The sequence below is a fragment of the Kitasatospora sp. NPDC023118 genome (assembly GCF_055560875.1).
Genome location: NZ_JBVHHW010000009.1, coordinates 124,861 through 144,643 on the forward strand (window position 1 = coordinate 124,861; position 19,783 = coordinate 144,643).

At 73.1% G+C, this 19,783-nt stretch carries 16 protein-coding genes and 2 pseudogenes; 8 read left to right on the plus strand and 10 right to left on the minus strand.

What is annotated here, in order from left to right; all coding sequences use genetic code 11:
- Nucleotides 1–2 precede the first annotated feature (2 nt).
- A complete protein-coding gene (locus tag ACZ3UD_RS14020; RefSeq protein WP_465586083.1) occupies nt 3–878 on the minus strand; it encodes a class I SAM-dependent methyltransferase in 876 nt (291 codons plus the stop codon).
- 169 nt (nt 879–1,047) lie between these two features.
- On the minus strand, nt 1,048–1,575 hold the full coding sequence (locus ACZ3UD_RS14025) for a PadR family transcriptional regulator (RefSeq protein ID WP_465586085.1): 528 nt from the start codon (nt 1,573–1,575) through the stop codon (nt 1,048–1,050).
- A gap of 166 nt (nt 1,576–1,741) precedes the next feature.
- Between ACZ3UD_RS14025 and ACZ3UD_RS14030 the strand changes: the two genes are divergently transcribed.
- On the plus strand, nt 1,742–3,343 hold the full coding sequence (locus ACZ3UD_RS14030) for an MATE family efflux transporter (protein ID WP_465586087.1): 1,602 nt from the start codon (nt 1,742–1,744) through the stop codon (nt 3,341–3,343).
- A gap of 479 nt (nt 3,344–3,822) precedes the next feature.
- Nucleotides 3,823–4,086, plus strand: a complete 264-nt coding sequence (locus ACZ3UD_RS14035; RefSeq protein WP_465586089.1) for a hypothetical protein — start codon at nt 3,823–3,825, stop codon at nt 4,084–4,086.
- An 81-nt stretch (nt 4,087–4,167) separates the two neighbouring features.
- Here ACZ3UD_RS14035 and ACZ3UD_RS14040 read toward each other — a convergent pair whose 3' ends face one another.
- The 3 genes from ACZ3UD_RS14040 to ACZ3UD_RS14050 all read right to left on the minus strand — a co-directional run bounded on the left by ACZ3UD_RS14040 (nt 4,168) and on the right by ACZ3UD_RS14050 (nt 6,603).
- Entirely contained in the window at nt 4,168–5,538 is a 1,371-nt protein-coding gene (locus ACZ3UD_RS14040) for an MFS transporter (RefSeq protein ID WP_465586091.1), read from the minus strand.
- On the minus strand, nt 5,535–6,125 hold the full coding sequence (locus tag ACZ3UD_RS14045; protein WP_465586092.1) for a TetR/AcrR family transcriptional regulator: 591 nt from the start codon (nt 6,123–6,125) through the stop codon (nt 5,535–5,537). The genes ACZ3UD_RS14040 and ACZ3UD_RS14045 overlap by 4 nt, the downstream gene beginning before the upstream one ends.
- Before the next feature lie 301 nt (nt 6,126–6,426).
- Nucleotides 6,427–6,603, minus strand: a complete 177-nt coding sequence (locus ACZ3UD_RS14050; RefSeq protein ID WP_465586094.1) for an antitoxin — start codon at nt 6,601–6,603, stop codon at nt 6,427–6,429.
- A gap of 363 nt (nt 6,604–6,966) precedes the next feature.
- Between ACZ3UD_RS14050 and ACZ3UD_RS14055 the strand changes: the two genes are divergently transcribed.
- Both ACZ3UD_RS14055 and lpdA read left to right on the plus strand, forming a co-directional pair.
- Entirely contained in the window at nt 6,967–8,490 is a 1,524-nt protein-coding gene (locus tag ACZ3UD_RS14055; RefSeq protein ID WP_465586322.1) for a M28 family peptidase, read from the plus strand.
- A 273-nt stretch (nt 8,491–8,763) separates the two neighbouring features.
- Nucleotides 8,764–10,170, plus strand: coding sequence for a dihydrolipoyl dehydrogenase (lpdA, locus tag ACZ3UD_RS14060; protein ID WP_465586096.1), 1,407 nt, complete (start codon nt 8,764–8,766; stop codon nt 10,168–10,170).
- Between the two features lie 224 nt (nt 10,171–10,394).
- Here the strand turns inward: lpdA and ACZ3UD_RS14065 are convergent.
- Nucleotides 10,395–10,868: pseudogene (locus ACZ3UD_RS14065) on the minus strand (MFS transporter); the annotation flags it as partial.
- A 113-nt stretch (nt 10,869–10,981) separates the two neighbouring features.
- Between ACZ3UD_RS14065 and ACZ3UD_RS14070 the strand changes: the two are divergent.
- Nucleotides 10,982–11,848: a helix-turn-helix transcriptional regulator gene (locus tag ACZ3UD_RS14070; protein ID WP_465586097.1), complete on the plus strand. Its 867-nt coding sequence runs from the start codon at nt 10,982–10,984 to the stop codon at nt 11,846–11,848.
- A gap of 41 nt (nt 11,849–11,889) precedes the next feature.
- Here ACZ3UD_RS14070 and ACZ3UD_RS14075 read toward each other — a convergent pair.
- Nucleotides 11,890–12,096 (minus strand): annotated as a pseudogene (locus tag ACZ3UD_RS14075) (GNAT family N-acetyltransferase); the annotation flags it as partial.
- A gap of 64 nt (nt 12,097–12,160) precedes the next feature.
- On the minus strand, nt 12,161–13,135 hold the full coding sequence (locus ACZ3UD_RS14080) for a quinone oxidoreductase family protein (RefSeq protein ID WP_465586099.1): 975 nt from the start codon (nt 13,133–13,135) through the stop codon (nt 12,161–12,163).
- A 122-nt stretch (nt 13,136–13,257) separates the two neighbouring features.
- On the opposite strand from ACZ3UD_RS14080, the gene ACZ3UD_RS14085 reads away from it, so the two are divergent.
- Both ACZ3UD_RS14085 and ACZ3UD_RS14090 read left to right on the plus strand, forming a co-directional pair.
- The gene (locus ACZ3UD_RS14085) at nt 13,258–13,854 is read left to right on the plus strand and encodes a TetR/AcrR family transcriptional regulator (RefSeq protein ID WP_465586101.1); all 597 of its coding nucleotides are present in this window, start codon (nt 13,258–13,260) and stop codon (nt 13,852–13,854) included.
- A 280-nt stretch (nt 13,855–14,134) separates the two neighbouring features.
- The gene (locus ACZ3UD_RS14090) at nt 14,135–15,268 is read left to right on the plus strand and encodes a PP2C family protein-serine/threonine phosphatase (protein ID WP_465586103.1); all 1,134 of its coding nucleotides are present in this window, start codon (nt 14,135–14,137) and stop codon (nt 15,266–15,268) included.
- Nucleotides 15,269–15,494: 226 nt separating this feature from the next.
- On the opposite strand, the gene ACZ3UD_RS14095 is transcribed toward ACZ3UD_RS14090, so the two are convergent.
- Both ACZ3UD_RS14095 and ACZ3UD_RS14100 read right to left on the minus strand, forming a co-directional pair.
- Nucleotides 15,495–16,748 carry a threonine/serine exporter family protein gene (locus ACZ3UD_RS14095; RefSeq protein WP_465586105.1) on the minus strand — a complete coding sequence of 418 codons (1,254 nt, stop codon included), beginning with the start codon at nt 16,746–16,748 and terminating at the stop codon, nt 15,495–15,497.
- Nucleotides 16,749–17,487: 739 nt separating this feature from the next.
- The gene (locus ACZ3UD_RS14100) at nt 17,488–18,717 is read right to left on the minus strand and encodes an MFS transporter (protein WP_465586107.1); all 1,230 of its coding nucleotides are present in this window, start codon (nt 18,715–18,717) and stop codon (nt 17,488–17,490) included.
- A 370-nt stretch (nt 18,718–19,087) separates the two neighbouring features.
- Between ACZ3UD_RS14100 and ACZ3UD_RS14105 the strand changes: the two genes are divergently transcribed.
- Nucleotides 19,088–19,771 (plus strand): hypothetical protein, encoded by a 684-nt coding sequence (locus ACZ3UD_RS14105; RefSeq protein ID WP_465586109.1) that lies wholly within the window; start codon nt 19,088–19,090, stop codon nt 19,769–19,771.
- Nucleotides 19,772–19,783 lie beyond the last annotated feature (12 nt).

A 19,783-nucleotide genomic window follows, 5' to 3' on the forward strand; every position in this document is an offset into this window, starting at 1 on the left:
GGTCAGGCGTTCGGCGTCGGCCGGACGGCGCGACGCTCGCGCAGCGTCCGCAGCACCCGGCGGGTCGCGCGGGTGGCGACCGGGGGCAGCAGGTCCAGCGCGAGCCGGCGCGAGGCGGAGCGCTGAACCATCGCGTGCGTCTTGGCCTGGTAGTTGAGCCGAAGCACGCGCTGCCCGGCGATGGTGTCCTCGTCCGTGGTGTAGCCCTCGGCCCGCCAGTCGCGCTCCAGCAGGACCTGCCGGGCGGCCGCGGCGTCGCCCCAGGTGCCGTAGAACTTCATCGGGGTGAGCAGCACCGGGCGCAGGCCGCCGGTGAAGACCGCCTCCCAGACCGCCGCCGAGACGCCCGGGGTGTGCTCGGAGCGGTAGTCGTCCAGTGCGATCAGGCCGTTCTCGGCGAGGGCGGCCTTCGCCACCGTGATGTCCCCGGCGACGTGCTCGTACAGGTGGGAGGCGTCCACGTGGACGAACCGGCAGCTGCCCGCCGGGATCCGGCCGTCGGCCAGCACCGAGGTGGGCGCCTGGACGATCTCGGGCAGCTCGCTGTGGAAGGCGAGGTAGTTGGACTCGAAGGCGCTGCGGGTGAGCGTCTTGCGGTAGGACATCGCCATCTCGGCGGCGTTGTCGTCGTCGCCCGCCTCGGAGTCGAACAGGTCGCAGACGGTCAGCCGCTCGCCCGGCCGCAGGTGGTCGCCGAGCAGCACGGCGCTGCGGCCGAGGTAGCTGCCGAGCTCCAGGATGTCGCCCTTGACCCCGGCCCCGCTCTGCTGGGAGAGCAGGTGGGTGAAGGCGGCCCGGTCCAGACCGAAGAACCAACCGGGGATGTCGTCCGGCTTCAGCGGCACGGGACGGGCGGCTGCGGTCACTTCACTGGGCACGGCTGCCTCCAGGAGACGGGCGGAGCGCGGTGGTGGGTCACGCCGCGGAGGGGCGCCGTGGACGTGAGACGGGTCATCATAGCGACGCGCGGGCCGGGTGGGACCAGGTGTGGAAAGGCGTAATTCCGGTCCGTCGTCCTGCTGTTCGGCCGTGTGCGTACGGACTGCTCTAGCGTTCCAGCTCGGCGATGGTGTCGGTCAGCCAGGCCCGCTCGGCGGCGCCGGAGGCCCGGGCTACCAGCAGCATGCCTCGCCGGAACGGGTTCGGCTCGCGCTCGGCGGTGACCGGCTCGCCGTCCCCGTCGTAGAAGAAGCTGCTCGGGGCCTCCAGGAAGGCCAGCCGGCTCCGCAGGACGGCGGCCTGCCGGGGCGGGTCGGCGAGGTGATGGAGGAAGGCGGCGAGCGTGAAGAAGCGCATCTGGTCGGTGATCTCGGCCTGCTCGGGGCCGGCCAGTCGACGCAACAGTTCGGCCCGGCCCTCCTCGGTCAGCTCCAGGGTCTGGCGTGGCGCGGCCCCGCTGCCCGGCTCGGTGCGGCGGTGCAGCAGCCCGGCCTTCTCCAGTCGGGTGATCGCGGGGTAGAGCGCGCCGTCGCTGACCGGTCGGACGTGGCCGGTCAGGCCGGTGATCCGGGACTTGAGCTGGTAGCCGTGCAGCGGCTGGTCGTACAGGAAACCGAGGATCGCGAGGGTCAGCACGGTTGAGGCCCTTTCGTCGCAGTGCGCCCCGTGGAGGTGCCATGCTACCTCTTGTCGAGATACATCGTTTCGATGTATCTCTGTTCGGGATAGCTCGAATCGAGGCAGCCGTGTGGGGCTGAGCCTGGGCGTGGACTGGGTGGCGGAACGGAACAGGGGAAGAGGCATGCGCGGACAACTGTCCCGACTGGCCGCACTGGCGGGGCCGGTCTACGTCGAACTGCTGTCCGGTGTGATCGCCTCGGTGATCGGCACCCTCTGGGTGGCCGGCCTCGGCGGGACCGCCGTCGCCGCCGTCACCCTCGCCGGCACCGTCGAGAACCTGCTGCTCGGACTCGTCCTGGTGGTCTCCTCCGGCACCAGCGTCCGGCTCTCCCACGCCCTCGGCGCCGGCGACCACGACGAAGCCGCCCGCACCACCCGGGCCGCCTGGCGGCTCTGCCTCATCGGCAGCCTCGCCCTCGCGGTGCCCGGCTTCCTGCTGCGCGACCGGCTCGCGGCCGCCTTCCTCGACGGCGAGGCCGCCGCCCGGGCGGCCGAGTACCTCGCGGTCGCCTTCCCGGCCTTCGCCCTCTTCTCCGCCCAGCGCGTCGCCGACGAGCTCTTCAAGGGCACCGGCGACACCCGCACCCCGATGCGGATCGCCCTGCTCTCCAACGCCCTGCTGCTGGTGCTCGACCCCTTGCTGATCCTCGGCCCCGGGCCGCTGCCCGCCCTCGGTGTCACCGGCGCGGCCCTGGCCCTGGCGGCCTCCCGGGCGGTCGCCCTCGCCGTCACACTGCGGCTGCGGCTGCGGCTGCGGCTGCGGCTACGCGTGCGACCGTGGACCCCTGGCGCGGTACGGGGCGTCGGGGCGGCGGCGCTGCGGATCGTCCGCGCGGGTGCGCCCTTCGGCCTGGACTTCACCGCCCGGATGGCGGTCGGTACCGCCCAACTCGGCCTGGTGGCGGGCTTCGGGATGGCGGCGGTGGCGGGGTACGGGATCGGCTACCGGCTGCTGCTCGTCGTCACCATGGCCTTCTACGCCGTGCGTCAGGCCGCCGCGATCCGGGCCGCGCACCTCACCGGCGCCTGCCGCGACGAGAGCCTGCCCTCCCTCCGGCGCGCCGCCGTCCGGCTCGCCGCGCTGATCGGAGCGGGGGCGGCGGTGCTGTCCGCCCTCCTCGCCGATCCGCTGACCGCGCTCTTCACCGACGACCGCGCGGTCGCGGCCCAGTCCGTCGGCTTCCTGCGCGCGGCGGCGCTCTACCTGCTCCCGTACGCCCTGGTGGTCGCCCTCGGCGGCGTCCACCAGGCGACGGGCGGCGGGCGGCGCCTGGTGCTCTCGGTGGTGCTCGGCCTGGGCGCCCAACTCGCCTCCTCCGTCGGACTGTCGGGGCCGTTGGGGGTGAACGGCGTGTGGCTGGGCCAGGCCGTCGGGGCGGTGGTGCAGCTTGCGACGCTGCTGGTCCTCACCTGCCGCCCGCGTCGGTACGGCCCCGGCGTTGTCCCTCACCTGCCCGGTCGCGGCGCTGCGATCGGTGGCCAGGACTCGGCGCCTCCAGGGCAACGGGCCTGGTCAGCCGATGAGTCGGTGCAGGTGGAACTCCATGCCGGCGCCGTGCGGGAGGGTGGGCTCCGGGGGGACGGTCCGCAGGTGGCGGGCGCCGGCGCAGGACCGGTTGAGGGAGTCGTGGGCGGTGCGGTCGTTGGTCTTGGCCGCGATCAGGCAGGGCCGGCCGTCGCGGGAGCGTCGGATGTCTTCGAGGATCTCGGGTTCGGGGGGTGAGGTCCGTGGCCCCGGTCGCCGACACCCTCGCCGGCAACCGCGCGGTGCCGGACGTCGGGCGGGCCGCCGCCGAGACTGTGGTGATCTTCCCGGCAGGGTAACACTGTTGACGGAACGTCGGGCCGCTTCGGGGGCGCTACATGGCGGCGGGGGCCGGCGGGCTCACGGAGAACCGGATCGACGGCGGGGTGTTCCTCGGGACGGTCGTCCAAGGCCGTTACCTCACCGCGCAGTTGCCGCCGACCGTCGGCCCCGGCGCTGTCCGGGCTGCCCGCGCCCACTGGGGCGTTCGCCGGACGCGACGGGGAGGTCGAGGAACTGCTCGCCGACCTGGCCCCCGAATCGCACCGCGGCCGGGTCACGGCGGTCGCCGGGATGGTCGGGGTCGGTGACGACGACGCCGGAAGCGAGGCGCTGATCGATCTCGGTCAGCTGCTCGCCATGCGTGGCCGACTGGCTGGCTGGCCGACGGTACGGCGGTGTTGGAGCGGGCCGTCGAGCTCCGCCGCCGGGTGCTGGCAGGTCGGCCGGGGATCGACCTCGATCTTGCCCGGGTGCTGCTGATGATGGCGCCGGTCCGGACCGATCCGGGCGACCTTCGGGCGGCGTTGGGACCGGCCGTCGAGGTCGGGGAGCTCTTCCGCCGTCTCGCCGAGCGGATGCCGGAGCGTTTCGCCTCGAATGCGGAGTTCGCACGGCAGTTGGTCGGTCTGATCCGGGAGGGACTGGATCGGGCCGGTTAGATCCCCCGGCCGGCCTTCCGGGTGCGGCCGATGACGGTGGTCAGTGGCAGCTTGGCCGGCTCTCCGGACGTGAGGACGGTGTCACCGGTGTCTGACGGCCTCCCGGGCTCTGCCTCCCGAGTCCGGGAGCCGAAGGGCCAGCAGCGTTCCCGCCGCGGCCACGGCGGCTGTCGCCAGGGCGGCGGGGGTGAGCGCGGCGCCCGGTGCCGTTCGGCCGGAGAGGGCGGTGGCCAGGGCGACGCCCAGGGCCGGGCCGATGTTCATCGCGGTCTGCTGCAGGCCGCCCGCCACGCCCGCCTCGGCGGTGGCCGCGCCGCGGACGACCGCGGAGGTGGCGGTGGCCATCACCGTGCCGAAGCCGCTGCCGAGCAGCAGGAAGCAGCAGCCGATCGCGACGGCGCCCGGGGTCGGGCCGAGCCGTGCGGTGAGCAGCGCGCCCGAGGTGATCAGTGCCATCCCGAACAGCACGGTGTCGCGCGTGCCGTGACGCTTCGCCAGCCGGGCCGAGGCGGTCGCGGCCAGGATCATCGCCACCGCCAGCGGCGCCGCCCGCAGGGCGCTCCGCAACGGGTCGAGGCCGAGGACGTCCTGCAGGAAGTAGGTGGCCGGGAAGAGGGTCCCGAACACCGCCGCCGAGGCCGCGAGCAGGATGCCGAGCGCCGGTCCCACCGTCGGTGAGCGGAGCAGGGCGGCGGGCAGCAGCGGACGGGCGGTGCGGCGCTCGTGCCGGGCGAGGGCGAGGAAGGCAAGCGCGGCGGTGGTGAGGCCCAGTGCGGTGCCGGTCGACCAGCCGCCGGTCGGCAGGGTGACCAGGGTGTGCACCAGGCAGGCCAGGGCGAGCGCGAGCAGGGCGGCGCCGGGCAGGTCGAGGCCGCCGGTCACCCGCTCGGTGCGTACGGAGGGCGCGGCGAGGGCCGCGAGCAGCGCCGCCGCGGCGGGCAGGAGGCCGAGCAGGAAGACGGCCCGCCAGCCGAGGTGGGTGGTGAGCGCGCCGCCGACCAGCGGTCCGGCCGCCGCCGAGAGGCCGATGGCGGCGGTGCGTACGGCGATCGCGCCGGGTAGTCGGTCGGCGGGCCAGACGGCGCGCAGCATGCCGAGGGTGGCGGGCTGGAGCAGGGCGCCCGCGACGCCCTGGAGGACCCGCAGTGTGATCACCCAGCCGATGCCGGGCGCGACGGCGATCCCGGCGGAGGCGGCGGCGAAGCCCGCCACGCCGAGGGTGAAGACGCGTCGGTGCCCGTACCGGTCGCCGAGGCGGCCGGCGAAGACCAGCAGGGCGGCGACGGTGACCAGATAGCCGGTGCTGGTCCACTGCACGACGGCGAGGGAGGCGTGCAGGTCGCGCTGGAGGGTGGGCTGGGCGACGGTCAGCACGGTGCCGTCGAGGGCGACCAGGACGGCGCCGGTGATGCTCGCGGCCAGGGTGAGCCGTTGGCGGCGCTCCGGCGTCACCGGGTGGCCGTGCCGAGGTGGGCGTCCAGGGTGGCGCGCAGCAGCGGGTCGATGTCCGTACCGCCGGTGACGAGCCGCAGGCTGCCCCAGGCGCGCAGTTGGGCGAGGCCGTGCAGGTTGGCCCAGAGGGCGGCGGTGGCGGCGGTCGGGTCGTCGCACTGCGGGTGGCCTTCGGCGACCAGGCCGGCGAAGGTCAGGAACAGCGGCAGGGTGGTGCGGCGGAGTTCGGCGCCGCTGCCCTCCAGCAGGTCGTGACGGAACATCAGCTCGAACATGCCGGGGTTCGCCGCCGCGAAGCCGAGGTAGGCGCGGGCGAGGGCGTCGATGCGGGTGCGCGCGTCGGCGCCGCTGGTGGCGACGAGGGCGTCGGCGCCCGCGAGGGAGTCGGTGAGCTTCCCGAAGCCGTGCTGGGCGATGGCGGCGAGCAGTTCGCGGTGGGTGGCGAAGTAGCGGCGCGGCGCTCCGTGCGAGACCCCGGCGTGGCGGGCGATCTCGCGCAGGCCGAGCGCGTGGACGCCCTCCCGGGTCACCAGCTCGACGCCGGCGGCCACCAGCCGGGCACGCAGGTCCCTGTCCTGATCAGTCATAGACACTGTCTACCATTCGGTAGTAGACAGTGTCTACTCGCGCTCCTGCGGGTGCCCCGGGCAGAATCGGGGGCGTGGACGAAGGCGGTGAGTCGGCCTGTTGGCTGGACCGGGTGTGCCCGGAGTGCGGACGGCTGGGCGAGCGGCTCGGCCCCGGGCCGTGCGAGATCTGCGGCGCGGGCCACGAGAGTGAGCCGTTGTAGCCGGTTGGAGCCGTTGGAGGAGCCGTTGGAGCCGTCGGACCGGGGTGACGGCTGAGCACCGCCGCCCCCGGCCCGGCGGGCGCTCCTGACCTCGCGTGCTACTGCGGCGGCTCGTCGCGGAACTGTTCCTTCAGTTTGTCCTGAGCCACGTCGGTCTGGCTGCCGTACTTGCCCTCGGTGCGTTCGTCGAAGGTGTCTCCCGCCGTGTCGACGGCCTTCTCCGCCTGCTCCTCGTGGCCCTTCAGCAGGCTCTTGAGCTTATCCAGCATGGACATGTGGTCACCCTCCTGGATGAGACGCCCCCACCCCTCCAGGATCACCGTGCAGGCGGTCCTGCGCATGTCGCGGCCGCGCGGCGGCCTTGGCAAGGCGATCCCGGTCGGGTCAAATCGTGAGTTCACGGACCGTCGGAAGGAGTCGCCTTGAAGCTGCGCAGCCGTCGTCGGACCTCGCCGTTCGACCGTTCCACCCCGTTAGGCCGTTCGACCCCGCTGAACCACGCAACCCTGCTGAACCACGCAACCCTGCTGGACCACGCAACCCTGCTGGACCACGCAACCCTGCTGGACCACGCAACCCCGACACCGCGCCCGCGCACCGTCCGTCATCCCCTCAGCCGGAGCCGCGCGGGCGCCGTGCTGACCGCCGCCGCGCTGGTCACCCCGCTGTTGCTGGTCGGCGCCGGCACCGCGAACGCCGACCCGGACCCGGCCCGCCGGGGCGCGAAGCTCGCCGAGCGGCTGGTCGAGGCCAGCAGCGCCGAGGACGCGCGCGAGACGCTGGCCGCGCTGCAGCGCTTCGCGGACCGCAACGGCGGTACCAGAGTCGCCGGTTCGAAGGGGCACGAGGAGTCCGCGCGGTACATCTACGAGCAGGCGCGCCGGGCCGGGCTCAAGGTGTCCAAGCAGGAGTTCGAGTACACCTTCTTCCAGGCGCGTTCGGAGCGCCTGGACGTAGTGTCCCCGCAGGCCGAGTCGGTGCCGGTGATCGCCATGACCTACTCGGTGAGCGGCCCGGAGGCAGGCCTGACCGCCGACCTGGCCGTGGCGCCGGTCAGCGCCACCACCGGCTGCGCGCCCGCCGACTACCCGGCGGGCGCCTTCACCGGCCGGATCGCGCTGATCCGGCGCGGCGGGTGCAGCTTCGCCGAGAAGCAGGCCGCCGCGGCGGCGGCCGGTGCCGTCGGGGCGGTCGTCTACAACAACGCCGACGGCGACCTGAACGGGACCCTGGGCGAGCCGACCGCCGGGAAGGTGCCGACCGGCGGGATCACCAGGGCCGCCGGGGAGGCGCTGGCCGCGAAGGCCGCCGCCGGGCCGGTGCGGCTCAGGCTCGACATCCGGACCTCCATGGAGCCGCGCAAGACCTGGAACGTCATCGCCGAGACCCGCGGCGGCGACCCGGAGAACACCGTGATGATCGGCGCCCACCTCGACTCCGTCCCCGCCGGGCCCGGCGTCAACGACAACGGCTCCGGCTCGGCCGGCATCCTGGAGGTCGCCAGGAACCTCAGCGTCCGCCCGGTGAAGAACAAGGTCAGGTTCGCCTGGTGGTCCGCCGAGGAGTTCGGCCTCAAGGGTTCCGAGGCCTACGTGAAGTCACTCTCCGAGGCGGACCGGAAGAAGATCCGGCTCTACCTCAACTTCGACATGATCGCTTCCCCCAACTACGCGCAGTTCGTCTACAACGGCTCCGGCAGCGCGGGCGGCGGCGCGGGCCCCGAGGGCTCGGCGCAGATCGAGCGGGACCTGACCGAGTACCTGGAGGGCCGTGACCTCCCGCACGACCCCTCCGCCTTCAACGGCCGCTCCGACTACGGACCTTTCATCGACGCGGGCATCCCGGCCGGCGGCACCGACACCGGCGCCGAGGTGATCAAGTCCCCCGAGCAGGAGGCCCGTTACGGTGGCACGGCGGGCACCGCCTTCGACTCCTGCTACCACAAGGCCTGCGACGACCTGGACAACATCGACATGGGCGCCTTCGACGTCAACATCGACGTGATCGCGCACGCCGTCGGCACCTATGCCTGGGACCTCTCCTCGCTACAGCGGCCCGTACCGGCCCAGCGCCCGGCCGCTCAGACCACGGCCGGCGCGGGTATGAGCGATTCGGGCAGTGCCTCCGACGGAGCGACCGACGCCCGCGGGGTGACCGCCTGACGCCCGGGTGGGCCCGCTGCCGTCCTCGGGCGGCGGGCCCACCCGCCTGCCGTGCGCATACCGTCCATCCGGAGCCTCCCCTCCGACATCGCCCCTGATGGGGCCGGGTGCGAGTCACCGTAGCGGGCACCACTGACACTGACAGTGCCAACTGGGTCCTGTACGGTGCCGCGCGGAGCGCATCCGCCGAGACCCGGTGGGTGCGCCGAGCCCGGTCCTGACACCATGGGACCGAGATCACGACACCGTGACACCCTCGGAGGAGTCAGCAACATGAGCACGCACTACGACGTCGTCGTCCTCGGCGCGGGCCCCGGCGGCTACACCGCCGCCGTCCGCTCGGCCCAGCTGGGTCTGAAGGTCGCGGTCATCGAGGCCAAGTACTGGGGCGGCGTCTGCCTCAACGTCGGCTGCATCCCCTCCAAGGCCCTGCTGCGCAACGCCGAGCTCGCCCACATCTTCACCAAGGAGGCCAAGACCTTCGGCATCAAGGTCGAGGGCCAGGTGACCTTCGACTTCGGCGAGGCCTTCCGCCGCAGCCGCTCGGTGGCCGACGGCCGGGTCAAGGGCGTCCACTACCTGATGAAGAAGAACGGCATCACCGAGTACGACGGCTGGGGCACCTTCGTCGACGACCACACCCTCCAGGTCGCGCTGAGCGGCGGCGGCTTCGACGTCGTCACCTTCGACCACTGCATCATCGCGGCCGGCGCCACCACCCGCCTGCTGCCCGGCACCAGCCTGAGCGACCGCGTGGTCACCTACGAGGAGCAGATCCTCACCGAGCAGCTGCCGGAGAGCATCATCATCGCGGGCGCCGGCGCGATCGGCGTCGAGTTCGCCTACGTGCTGCACAACTACGGCGTGAAGGTCACCATCGTCGAGTTCCTGGACCGCGTGGTCCCGCTGGAGGACGTCGAGGTCTCCACCGAACTCGCCAAGCAGTACCGCAAGCTGGGCATCGAGGTGCTCACCTCCACCCGGGTCGAGTCGATCGACGACAGCGACCCGAACGCCAAGGTCCGCGTCACCGTCACCAAGGACGGCCAGCAGCAGGTGCTGGAGGCCGACAAGGTGCTCCAGGCGATCGGCTTCGCGCCGCGGGTCAACGGCTACGGCCTGGAGAACACCGGAGTCAAGCTCACCGACCGCAACGCCATCGCGGTGGACGGCCGCGGCCGCACCAGCGTCGACCACATCTTCGCGATCGGCGACGTCACCGCCAAGCTGATGCTCGCGCACGCCGCCGAGACGATGGCAGTGATCGCCGCCGAGACCATCGGCGGGGCGGAGACCCAGGAGGTCGACTTCGTCATGATCCCGCGCGCCACCTACTGCCAGCCGCAGATCGCCTCCTTCGGCTACACCGAGGCGCAGGCCCGCGAGCTGGGCTACGACGTCAAGGTCGCCAAGTTCCCGTTCACCGCGAACGGCAAGGCGCACGGCCTCGGCCACCCGATCGGCTTCGTCAAGGTCATCAGCGACAACAAGTACGGCGAACTGCTCGGCGCCCATCTGATCGGCCCCGAGGTCACCGAGCTGCTGCCCGAGCTGACCCTGGCCCAGCAGTGGGACCTCACCGTCCACGAGGTCGCCCGCAACGTGCACGCCCACCCGACCCTGGGCGAGGCGGTCAAGGAGGCCATCCACGGCCTGGCCGGCCACATGATCAACATGTGACGCACCACCGATCCGACACCGCGCCCCGCCGGGACCCCGGCGGGGCGCGGGCATGTCCCAGGCCCGGCCGGGAGCGGACGCGAGCCTGGCTGCGCACCGAGTCGAATTCCGGAGCCACAGCCACCGCCTGCACCCGGGTGCCACCGGCGGGCGTTGAACCGGGATGCGTGCCAGGAGCTCAAGGACGCAAGAGACACGCCTAGGCGCGCGAAGGCCCGGCCGGCTCCCGCAGCGCCCGGTGGGTGAGTGCCCAGCACCCCGAAGGCCAGCTGCCGGCGTCGTCCTGAGGTCGAGTCGGCCAGCACCGCCGCGCCCGCCGCCAGGACGGCCGCGGCCCCGCACCCCTGCACCGCGCGGGCCGCGTCGACCACCGCCATCGACGGCGCGAGCGCGACCAGCAGGGACAGCGCCCCGACCAGCGCGATCCCGGCCAGCAGCACCCGGCGTCGGCCGAGGCGGTCGGCGAGGCCGCCGGCGGCCAGCGGCAGGGCGGCGAAGGCGATGTTGAAGGCGTTCAGCATCCACTGGGCGGCGTCGGTCGAGGCGCCCAGCTGCGCGGCCATGCCGGGCAGTGCGACGGCGGCGCCGGTCACCGAGAACGGCAGCATCGCGCTGGCGCAGCCGACCGCGCCGACGGTGGCCCAGTAGCGGCCCCGGCCGAGGTCCGCAGTGGTCAGGAGGGGCGGAGAAGTGGTCATGCGCCGATGGTCCGCGGGCGGTGACGGCGGATGAAGGGAGTTTCGTTCCCTGGATCCGACAGGGCCACCCTCAGGCCCCCGCAGCCCCGTACCGCGCCGCCATACTGGAGCGCATGGCCGACCCGAACCCGCTCGCCGGCAGCCTTGGCGAGTACCTGCGCACCCGCCGGGCCCTGCTCACCCCGGAGGAGGCCGGGCTGCCGCCGACCGGGCGCCGCCGGGTGCCGGGGCTGCGGCGAGAGGAGGTCGCTGAACTGGTCGGCCTCAGCACCGACTACTACGTGCGCCTGGAGCAGGGCCGCGCCGACCGGCCCTCCGACGAGGTGCTGGACGCGATCGGCCGGGCGCTGCGGCTCGGCCCCGCCGAGCGCGCCCACCTGTACGACCTGGCCCGCCCGCCGCGCCGCTCGGCGGCGGGGCGGCCGGCGCCGGGGCGGCCGCAGGAACTGCGCCCGGCGCTGCGGCGGGTGGTCGAGGCGATGGCGGCCACCCCCGCCCTGGTCATGAACGACCGTAACGACGTGCTGGCCTGGAACCGGCTGGCGGCCGCGCTGATCGCGGACTTCCCCCGACTCCCGCCGCGCGAGCGGAACATGGCCCGCAGGATCTTCCTCGACCCGAACGCGCCCGAGGTCCACCTCGACTGGGCGGAGGCCGCCCGCACCACCGTCGGCATCCTGCGGATGGCCGCCGGTCGGCGGCCGCACGACCCCGAACTCGTCCGCCTGATCGGTGAACTCTCGCTCGGCAGCGCGGAGTTCCGCACCCTGTGGGCCGGCCGCGAGGTGCACGAGAAGAGCCACGGCCCCAAGCGCTTCCACCACCCGGCCGTCGGGGAGATCGCCCTCGACTACGAGAGCTTCCGCGCCCCCGGCGCCGCCCAGCACCTGCTGGTGGTCTACACGGCCGCGCCCGGGAGCCGCGCCGAGGAGGCGCTCAGCCTCCTCGGCGCGCTCACGGCGGAACCCGCCGGCCGGTGACCGCCGGGCCCTGGTGACCGCCGACCGCGGTTTGCCGTCAGTCAGCGCAGTCGGGTGCGCAGCCAGTCCGTGACCTCCGGGGCGACCGGGTCGGTGAGGTCGGCGAACTCGTCGTGCTTGGCGAGGAACGTGGCCACGTACGGGCAGACCGGCACGATCCGCTTCCCGGCGGCGCGGACGTCGGTCAGCGCCTCCTGGCCGAGCTGCCCGGCCAGGCCCCGTCCGGCGAAGGCCTCGTCGACCTCGGTTCCGGTGCGGGGCCAGCGTAGCCCCGGCCCCGCCCGGTTCACGGCAGGCCCGGCGCCGCCCGGTTCACGGCAGCAGGAGGATGCGCCCGAGGTGGGAGCGCTCCTCCAGCAGCAGGTGGGCGGTGGCCGCCTCGGCGAGCGGGAGGCGGGCGTGCACGGCGGTGCGCAGCCGTCCGGACGCGAAGTGCTCGGCGGACTCCTCGATGTCCCGGCGGGCGAGGTCCGGCCGGGCCGTGCGCCAGGCGATCAGGGAGAAGCCCACCACTGTGCGGAGGCCGAACAGCGGCATGACCGGCACGCTGCCCGGTTCGCCGTCGGCGGCGCCGTACACGACGACCCGGCCGAGCGGGGCGAGCACCTCCAGGCTGCGGTGCAGGACCGCGCCGCCGACCGAGTCGAGGACGAGGTCCACGCCCTGTGGCGCGGCCGCGCGCACCTGCTCGGGCCAGTCGGCGTCGGTGTAGTCGACGGCGACGTCCGCGCCGAGCTCCCGGACGAAGTCGAGCTTGGCCTTCGAACCGGCGGTGGCGATCACCGTTGCGGCGCCGAGCAGCTTGGCCGACTGGACGGCCAGGTGACCGATCCCGCCGGCGCCGGCGTGCACCAGCACGGTCTCGCCGGCGGCCAGCCGACCGGTGCGCAGAGCCCCGAGCGCCACCGGCGCGCCCATCGGCAGCATGCTGGCCGCGCCGAGGTCGAGCCCGTCCGGCACCGGGGCCAGCCAGGCGTCCTCGGCGAGCACGAACTCGGCGAAGGCGTCCTCGGCGAGCGCCCCGACCCGTCGCCCGAGCAGGTCCTCGGCCACGCCGGGGCCGACCGCCTCGACGGTCCCGACGACATCGCCGGTCAGGATGCCCGGCAGCGGCCGGTGGAAGATCGATCCGGCGGGCGCCCCGCGCCGGAACCTGGTGTCCACGAAGTTCGCCCCGATCGCCTCCGTGCGCAGCAGGACCTGGCCCTGCCCCGGGGTCGGGACGTCGGCCTCCTCGGTCGTCAGGACCTCGGGGCCGCCGTACTGGTGGTACCGGACTCGTCGCATGGTGCCCTCCCTGGATGGGGCCGGCCCGGGATAAACTGGACCAGCGGTCAGCTTATTGGCGACCGTACTGGACCGCTGGTCCAGTTGTCCACGGGTACGAGACGAACAGGGACGGGCAGCCCATGGCCGAGGGCCGACGCGAACGCGCCGACGCGATCCGGAACCGGCGCGCGATCCTGCGCGCCACCGAGGAACTCCTCGCCGGCCACCGGCCCGAGCAGATCTCGATGGAACAGGTCGCGGCCGCCGCCGGGGTCGGGAAGGGGACGGTCTTCCACCGCTTCGGCAGCCGGATGGGCCTGATGCTCGCGCTGATGAAGGAGCGGGCGCTCGGCCTGGACGAGGCCCTGCGTGACGGGCCGCCGCCGCTCGGCCCCGGCGCCCCGCCCCGCGAGCGCATGCTCGTCTTCCTGGACGCCGTGGTCGCGGTGGTCGCCCGCAACAAGAGCCTGCTCGCCGCGCTCGGCCACGCCGCCGCCACCACCCCGAAGGCGCCCGACCAGGACCCGCCCGGCGACCACCCGGTCTACCGCTCCTGGCACGGCCACCTGAGCGCGCTGATCGCCGAACAGCGCCCGGACCTGGACGCCGAGCTGCTCGCCCACCTCCTGCTCGGCTCCCTGCAGAGCGACGCGGTCCTGCGGCTGATGGAACAGGGCGAGGGGCAGCGGCTCGCCGACGGGCTGAGGGAGCTGGCCACCTCGCTGGTCGACCGCTGACGTCCGCCCGGTGATCGGGGCCCAGTGCTCCGGGCCCGGTGATCCGGCTCGGCGGTCCGGGCCCCGCGACTGGGCCGAACGTGCGACGGCCGAGGGCGCGAGGCCGTTGCGCGCCCTCCGGCCGGTTTCGCCCCCTTTAACGTTGGGCGCGACCTCCACGCCCCGGAGCCGCGCGCCCGGCGGGGACCGGGGCGGCTCGCGGGAGGCCGCACGGACCGTCACGACAACGGTCCGTCGCAACAAACGGAACGCCGGATCAGCGGATGAGTGGAGGGGCCGGTTGCGGGAGCGGTCCGCGGAGACGCAGCAGCTGCCGCTGGTGATCCAGTACGGCCACCATTCCTGGCTGGCGCCCGCGGCGCTGCTGGTGATGGTCGTGGTCGTGGACGGGCTCACGCCGCATTCCTTCGCTTCCGTCAGCTGGCTGGTGCTGGTCCCCGTGGTCGCCGCCGGGCTCTGCGGCCCGCTGCTCACCGCGGTCTTCTCCTGCCTCTCGATCGCCGCCTACCCGGCGCTGGACAGCATCTGGGCCAAGTCCCAGGGGATCGAGGACTTCCTGCTGGTGATCGCCGGGGCCGTCCTCGCGGTGCCGGTCAGCGTCTACCGTGCCCGGGCGGCCGCGTACGTCCGGCATCTGCAGGGCGCCGCCGAGACCACCCGACAGGTGGTGCTGCGCCCGGTGCCGCCTGGCTGGGGCGGAGTGGACTCGGCGGCCCGCTACCTGGCGGCGGACATCGAGGCCCGGGTGGGCGGAGACTTCTACGACGTCGTGGCCACCCCCTACGGCGCCAGGGTCATCCTCGGCGATGTCCAGGGCAAGGGACTGCCGGCCGTCTCCACGGCGGCCGCCCTGGTCGGCTGCTTCCGGGAGGCCGCCTTCCAGGAGGAGGACCTGGCGACCGTCGCCCTCCGGCTCGAAGAACGGCTGCTGCGGCAGAACTGGCTGTCGGCCCGGCTGGGCGGGCAGGAGGAACGGTTCGTCACGGCGGTCATCGTCTGGTTCCCCGATGACGCGCCGGGCGAGATCCGGATGGTCAACTTCGGCCACGACGGCCCCCACGTCCTGGGTCCGGCCGGCGTACGGCAGTTGCCGGCGGGAAGCGGCGCGCCGATCGGCCTCGCTCAACTGGCCGGCGGGCTCCCGGAGGTCCGGCGCCTGCGCCTGGGGGCGGACGAAACCGTACTGATCGTCTCCGACGGGGTCACCGAGGCCCGCGACCGACAGGGCGCGTTCTTCGGCCTCCGCGCGCACCTGGAACGCCTGGCCGGCCTGCCCGGGGCCGCCGAGCCCGAACGCCTGGTGGAGGACGTCGCCTCCGCCGTCGTACGGCACACCGGCGGCCGTCGGACCGACGACACCGCGCTGCTCGCCGTCCGGCGGTCCACCGGTGCGCCGATGGACCGGCTGCGGTAGAGCTGCCGGACGACCACCGGCGCGGCTTCCGCCCCGGCTCGGGGAACTCCGGAGAATGGTCGGACGCCCTCTCCCCGCTCCCCCTGAGAGTCCCCGTGGTCGCTCTGCTCGTCCTGGAGACCCACGCGTTCGAGCGGGCCGTCGAACTCGTGCTGGCCGTCGGTCTGTTCACGGACGCGACCGAGGCCTGGGGCTAGAGCCGATGGGCGAGTCGACCCGGTGATCCTCAGGCCCGCAGCTGCGCCACAGCGAGGGAGGGGCGCGGGATCCGGCTGATCACCGAGCCGATCAGGGTGCCGATCGACACCCCGAACACCGCCGACACGGCGGCCAACACCGACTGCGCCCCGTTGCCGACCTCGATCTGTGCGGTGTTCAGCAGACCGAAGGAGCCCGGCACCACGATCCAGAACGCGGGCAGGTAGAGCACCTGCCAGAGCGGGCCGCCCGGCAGCCAGTGCACGACGGTCGCGGCGACGGCGGCGCTGACCGCGCCGGCCAGGCCGCCGATCGCCGCGCCGTGGACCGAGCCCACCACCACCTGGACGGTGACGCTGACCGCGATCACCGCGACGATCCACGGGATGGCCGACGGCGGGGTGTTGACGTTGACCACCACGCCGGCCACCGCGAGCGCCAGGCCCAGCCCGATCACCCACCAACTCGGCTTGGCCACCTGGATGTTGGCGAGGGCGGAGGCGGGCATGCCGATCGCCGTCGTGGCGGCGGCCACCCCGGCGAGGAAGAGCGCCAGCTGCACCGCGCCGGACACCAGCCGGGCCGTCCCGGCACTGGCGGCGCCCGCCGCGATCTCCGACAGACCGGTGACCAGCAGTCCGCCCGGCAGCAGGATCGCCAGGGTGGCCACGATGGTGCGCAGCGGACCGTCCAGCAGCGAGGCCTGGGCGAGCGAGAGGACCAGCAGCGCGACCAGGAACCCGGCCGTGACGGGCAGCAGCGGCCGCAGCCGGGGCAGGCGGCGGGCCAGCATGGTCAGCCCGGCCACGATCAGCGAGCCGGCCCCGGCTGCCAGCACGTTCGCCGTCACCGGCTGGAGGAAGACGCAGACGCCCACCCCGACCGGCAGCGCCCCGAGGTCCGCCACCCAGGCGGGCCAGCGGGCCCGGGCCCGGCGGATCCGCTCCAGCTCGGCGAGCGCCTGGTGCCCGTCGACCTCGCCCGCGCGCAGCCGGTGCACCAGGTGGAGGACGTCCGCCGTCTGCTCGAACCGGAGCGCGGCACCGACCGGCTGGAACCGGGTGGCCTCGTCCGCGTCCAGGGCCACGAACAGGCCGTTGGTCAGGGCGGCGACCCGCACATCGGGAGCCCCCATCGCCGCTCCCAGACGGTGGAGCTCCTCCTCGACGTCGTGGACGGGAAGGCCGCCGCCCAGGAGGGCGTCGCCCAGTTCGAGCAGCAGGCGGCGGAGCGGCTCCGGTAGGGCCTCGGGGCCCCGGACCGATGGAGACTTGCTAGACATGGCAGGTATCGTCCCATCCCGCCCGGATCGGTCCGACTGTGCCCCGGTCTGTTCACGCTGGTCTGTTCGCGATCGGGTGCGTGGAAGCCCAGGAAGCGCCCGTCCGGTCGCGTGCGGCGGCCTCCCGGTCCGGGCCGACGAATCCCGCGAAGGACCAGCCGGTCGGCGTCGGTCAGTTGGTGAGTCGGACCCGGCGGAGAAGCCACCACAAATCTTCGCGGTCAGTTGACGTAGACCGCCGGGCCGCCGGCCTGGGTGGTGTCGGCGACCGGGCCGTAGCTTGCGGAGAAGTACCCGTCCGCGGGGCAGAGGCCGGAGCCGCCGCTCTTGGCGAAGTTGCTCGTTGGTGAAGGTCAGGTTGTGGGCGGTGTTGTCGGCGGTGCCGGTGAAGGCGCCGCTGAGCTGGTAGGTGCAGGTGATGGTGCCGAACCAGCTGTTCAGGACGGCGGTGGCCTGGATCGGGCCGGCGCTGCCGCCGGTGAGGGTGACCGGCAGGCCGGCGCCGTCGTCGACGGTGACGCCGTAGGGGCGGTCATGGCCTCCATCGTGGTGCGCGCGAGTGTCAGGTCACGCTCGAAGTCCACCCAGCCGACGATTCCGCACATGCGTGTTGTCCTCTCTGCAATGTGGTGGCGCCAGGGTGCGGCCCCGCTGGCCGCGGCGAGGGCGCCGGGATCTCATAGCGGATGGGATCCCGGGCGCCTCGGGGAAGGGCAGGAAGAACCGGGTCTGCGAGCGCTCAGGAGCGCTCGCCGCTCGGCCAGGTGAGGCCGCGGGCGAAGTGGACCGCCACGGCCACGACCATGAGGGCGGCCGTGATGCCGCCGAGGGTCATGACCGCGGACGGGGAGGTGCGGTCCACGATGCTCCCCCCGACCAGCGCGCCGAGCGAGATCGTCGCCTGGAAGGAGGCGGTGAACAGGACCGAGGCCGCCTCGGGTGCGTGCGGGGCGGCCTTGGCGAACCAGGTCTGGGACGACACGGGGACCGCCCCGTAGGCGATGCCCCAGACGATCAGCAGGGCCACCGCGCCGGCGTACGAGCCGCCCAGGACGGGCAGCAGCAGCGTGGCGCAGGCGAGCAGGGCGGCCGCGGCGCCGAAGCCGACGCGGGGGCGCCGGGCGACCAGGGAGCTGCCGAGGAAGTTGCCGGCGATCCCCGCGGCTCCGTAGACCAGCAGGAAGACGGTGATCAGCGTGGAGCTCGCGTGCGTGACCTGTTCGAGGAACGGGGTCACGTAGGTGTAGGCGCCGAAGTGGGCCAGCACGATGAGGAAGGTCAGCAGCAGGGCGAAGCGGGTGTTCACGCTGCGGAACATGCCGCCCAGCACGCTCAACCGGGTGGTCCCGGTCGGCGGCAGCGGCGGCACGACCAGCAGCAGCATGACGAGCACGCCGACGGTCAGGACGCCCATGACGACGAACGCGATCCGCCAGCCCGCCACGTCGCCGATGAACGTGCCGACCGGGACCCCGAGCACGGACCCCAGCGGGACGGCCGAGAAGATCACCGAGACGGCCCGGCCGACCTTCTCCGCCGGCACCAGGCGGTCGGCGAGCCCGGCTCCGATCGACCAGAAGCCGCCGATGGTGATGCCCACCATGACACGCGACACCAGGACCAGCCAGTAGTCCGGCGCCGCCGCGGCCAGGCCGTTCGCCAGGGCCAGCAGGAGCATGAACATGCACAGCATCAATCGGCGGTCGACGCGCGCGGTCGCCACCGTGACCAGTGGCGCCGAGATTGCCGCCAGGAATCCAGGCATGGTCATCATCAGCCCGGCCATCCCATCGGAGATGGTGAAGCTGGAACCAATCGAAGTCAGCAGGCCGATCGGCAGGATCTCGGTCGTGACGATCGAGAAAATCCCCAGCATTACCGATAGCACGGCCAGCCACTCGATCACGGGTGAGCGAGCCGGCAGGCCGGTTCCGCCGGGGTGCGTAGTGGCGGTAGTCGTCGAGGCCATGAATTCCATCCTGTGAAGGGCCCTTCGGTGCCCGGCCAGTTCAGCAGGTCTCCCGGCCGGAGGCTGGCAGCTTTCCGACATCACCCTTGCGAGTGGCCGCTTTCGGTTCAACCCCGTTGCCCCGCAACGCCTTTGTCTGCGTAGGTCATGAGTTTCGCACCGGCCCGGCCGGGCGGGCCGGTGCGCCTGCTCGAATAGGTGTCAAGTCGGTTACTACTTGGGAAGGTTGTCGGTGGAAACAGCGGTCTGAGGCGGCCTTGCGTCGATGCTGTGCTGAAGTCGTCGCGCCCCGGGCCATCCCCGGGATCGGGCCGTATCACGGTATTTGGCGGATACTTCGGCAAAACTGCATTGACCCGGAGGAAGCTTCATGACCACTCGACGCCCCCGCGACCTCGAAGCCGAGCGGGCGGCCTTGCGGGCTGCCGCCGATCGCCTGCTGGCCGGAACACCGCTTCGCTCGACCTCCGGGAAGCTCACCGCCACCGAGTTGCTGGCCGAGGCTCAGCTTCGCCGCGACGCGGTCTACCGCGACCACAAGGACCTCGTGGAAGAGTTCCAGGCCCGCGTCCTGGCACAGAGCTCCACCCCAACGGCCATCCAGAAAGTTACCGACGAGAACACCGAACTCAAGGGCAAGCTCACCGAGCTGAAGGAGGCACTCGGCAAGGAGCGCGAGATCTCCGCCGCCCTGCGGCGAATCATCTGCGAACTCGATCTGGAGCTCACCCAGGCCCGCGAAGAGCTCGGCAGCGCCGCATCAGTGACCCGGTTCCCAGCCCCGCGACGAAGTACCGCCGTGGCCACGTTCGCCGGCCCGATCGGCACCACAATCACGCTGTGGGCGATGGGCTGCGGCGGGAGATCCTGGCGGGAGGGAGCGCCCCTGCTGGAGAAGCGGATGTCCGTGTCCTCCGAAAGCACCCCCCTGCACCGCCGTGCCCGAGAAGTTGCCGAGGGTCCCCTGACCGGTCCCCAAGACACCGCGAGCGTTGTGGGTCTCGATGAGTTCCGACTCGGAGTGACTCCGGTTGGCCACCGCCCCCAGGTCTGACGCCAGAGCGAC

What these genes read in the sequence shown, in the direction of transcription:
- ACZ3UD_RS14030 (WP_465586087.1), top strand. Translation starts at nt 1,742, where the DNA reads ATGCGCGGACAACTGTCCCGACTGGCCGCACTGGCGGGGCCGGTCTAC.
- ACZ3UD_RS14045 (WP_465586092.1), bottom strand. Translation starts at nt 6,125, where the DNA reads ATGACTGATCAGGACAGGGACCTGCGTGCCCGGCTGGTGGCCGCCGGC.
- ACZ3UD_RS14050 (WP_465586094.1), bottom strand. Translation starts at nt 6,603, where the DNA reads ATGTCCATGCTGGATAAGCTCAAGAGCCTGCTGAAGGGCCACGAGGAG.
- lpdA (WP_465586096.1), top strand. Translation starts at nt 8,764, where the DNA reads ATGAGCACGCACTACGACGTCGTCGTCCTCGGCGCGGGCCCCGGCGGC.
- ACZ3UD_RS14070 (WP_465586097.1), top strand. Translation starts at nt 10,982, where the DNA reads ATGGCCGACCCGAACCCGCTCGCCGGCAGCCTTGGCGAGTACCTGCGC.
- ACZ3UD_RS14080 (WP_465586099.1), bottom strand. Translation starts at nt 13,135, where the DNA reads ATGCGACGAGTCCGGTACCACCAGTACGGCGGCCCCGAGGTCCTGACG.
- ACZ3UD_RS14085 (WP_465586101.1), top strand. Translation starts at nt 13,258, where the DNA reads ATGGCCGAGGGCCGACGCGAACGCGCCGACGCGATCCGGAACCGGCGC.
- ACZ3UD_RS14095 (WP_465586105.1), bottom strand. Translation starts at nt 16,748, where the DNA reads ATGTCTAGCAAGTCTCCATCGGTCCGGGGCCCCGAGGCCCTACCGGAG.
- ACZ3UD_RS14100 (WP_465586107.1), bottom strand. Translation starts at nt 18,717, where the DNA reads ATGGCCTCGACGACTACCGCCACTACGCACCCCGGCGGAACCGGCCTG.
- ACZ3UD_RS14105 (WP_465586109.1), top strand. Translation starts at nt 19,088, where the DNA reads ATGACCACTCGACGCCCCCGCGACCTCGAAGCCGAGCGGGCGGCCTTG.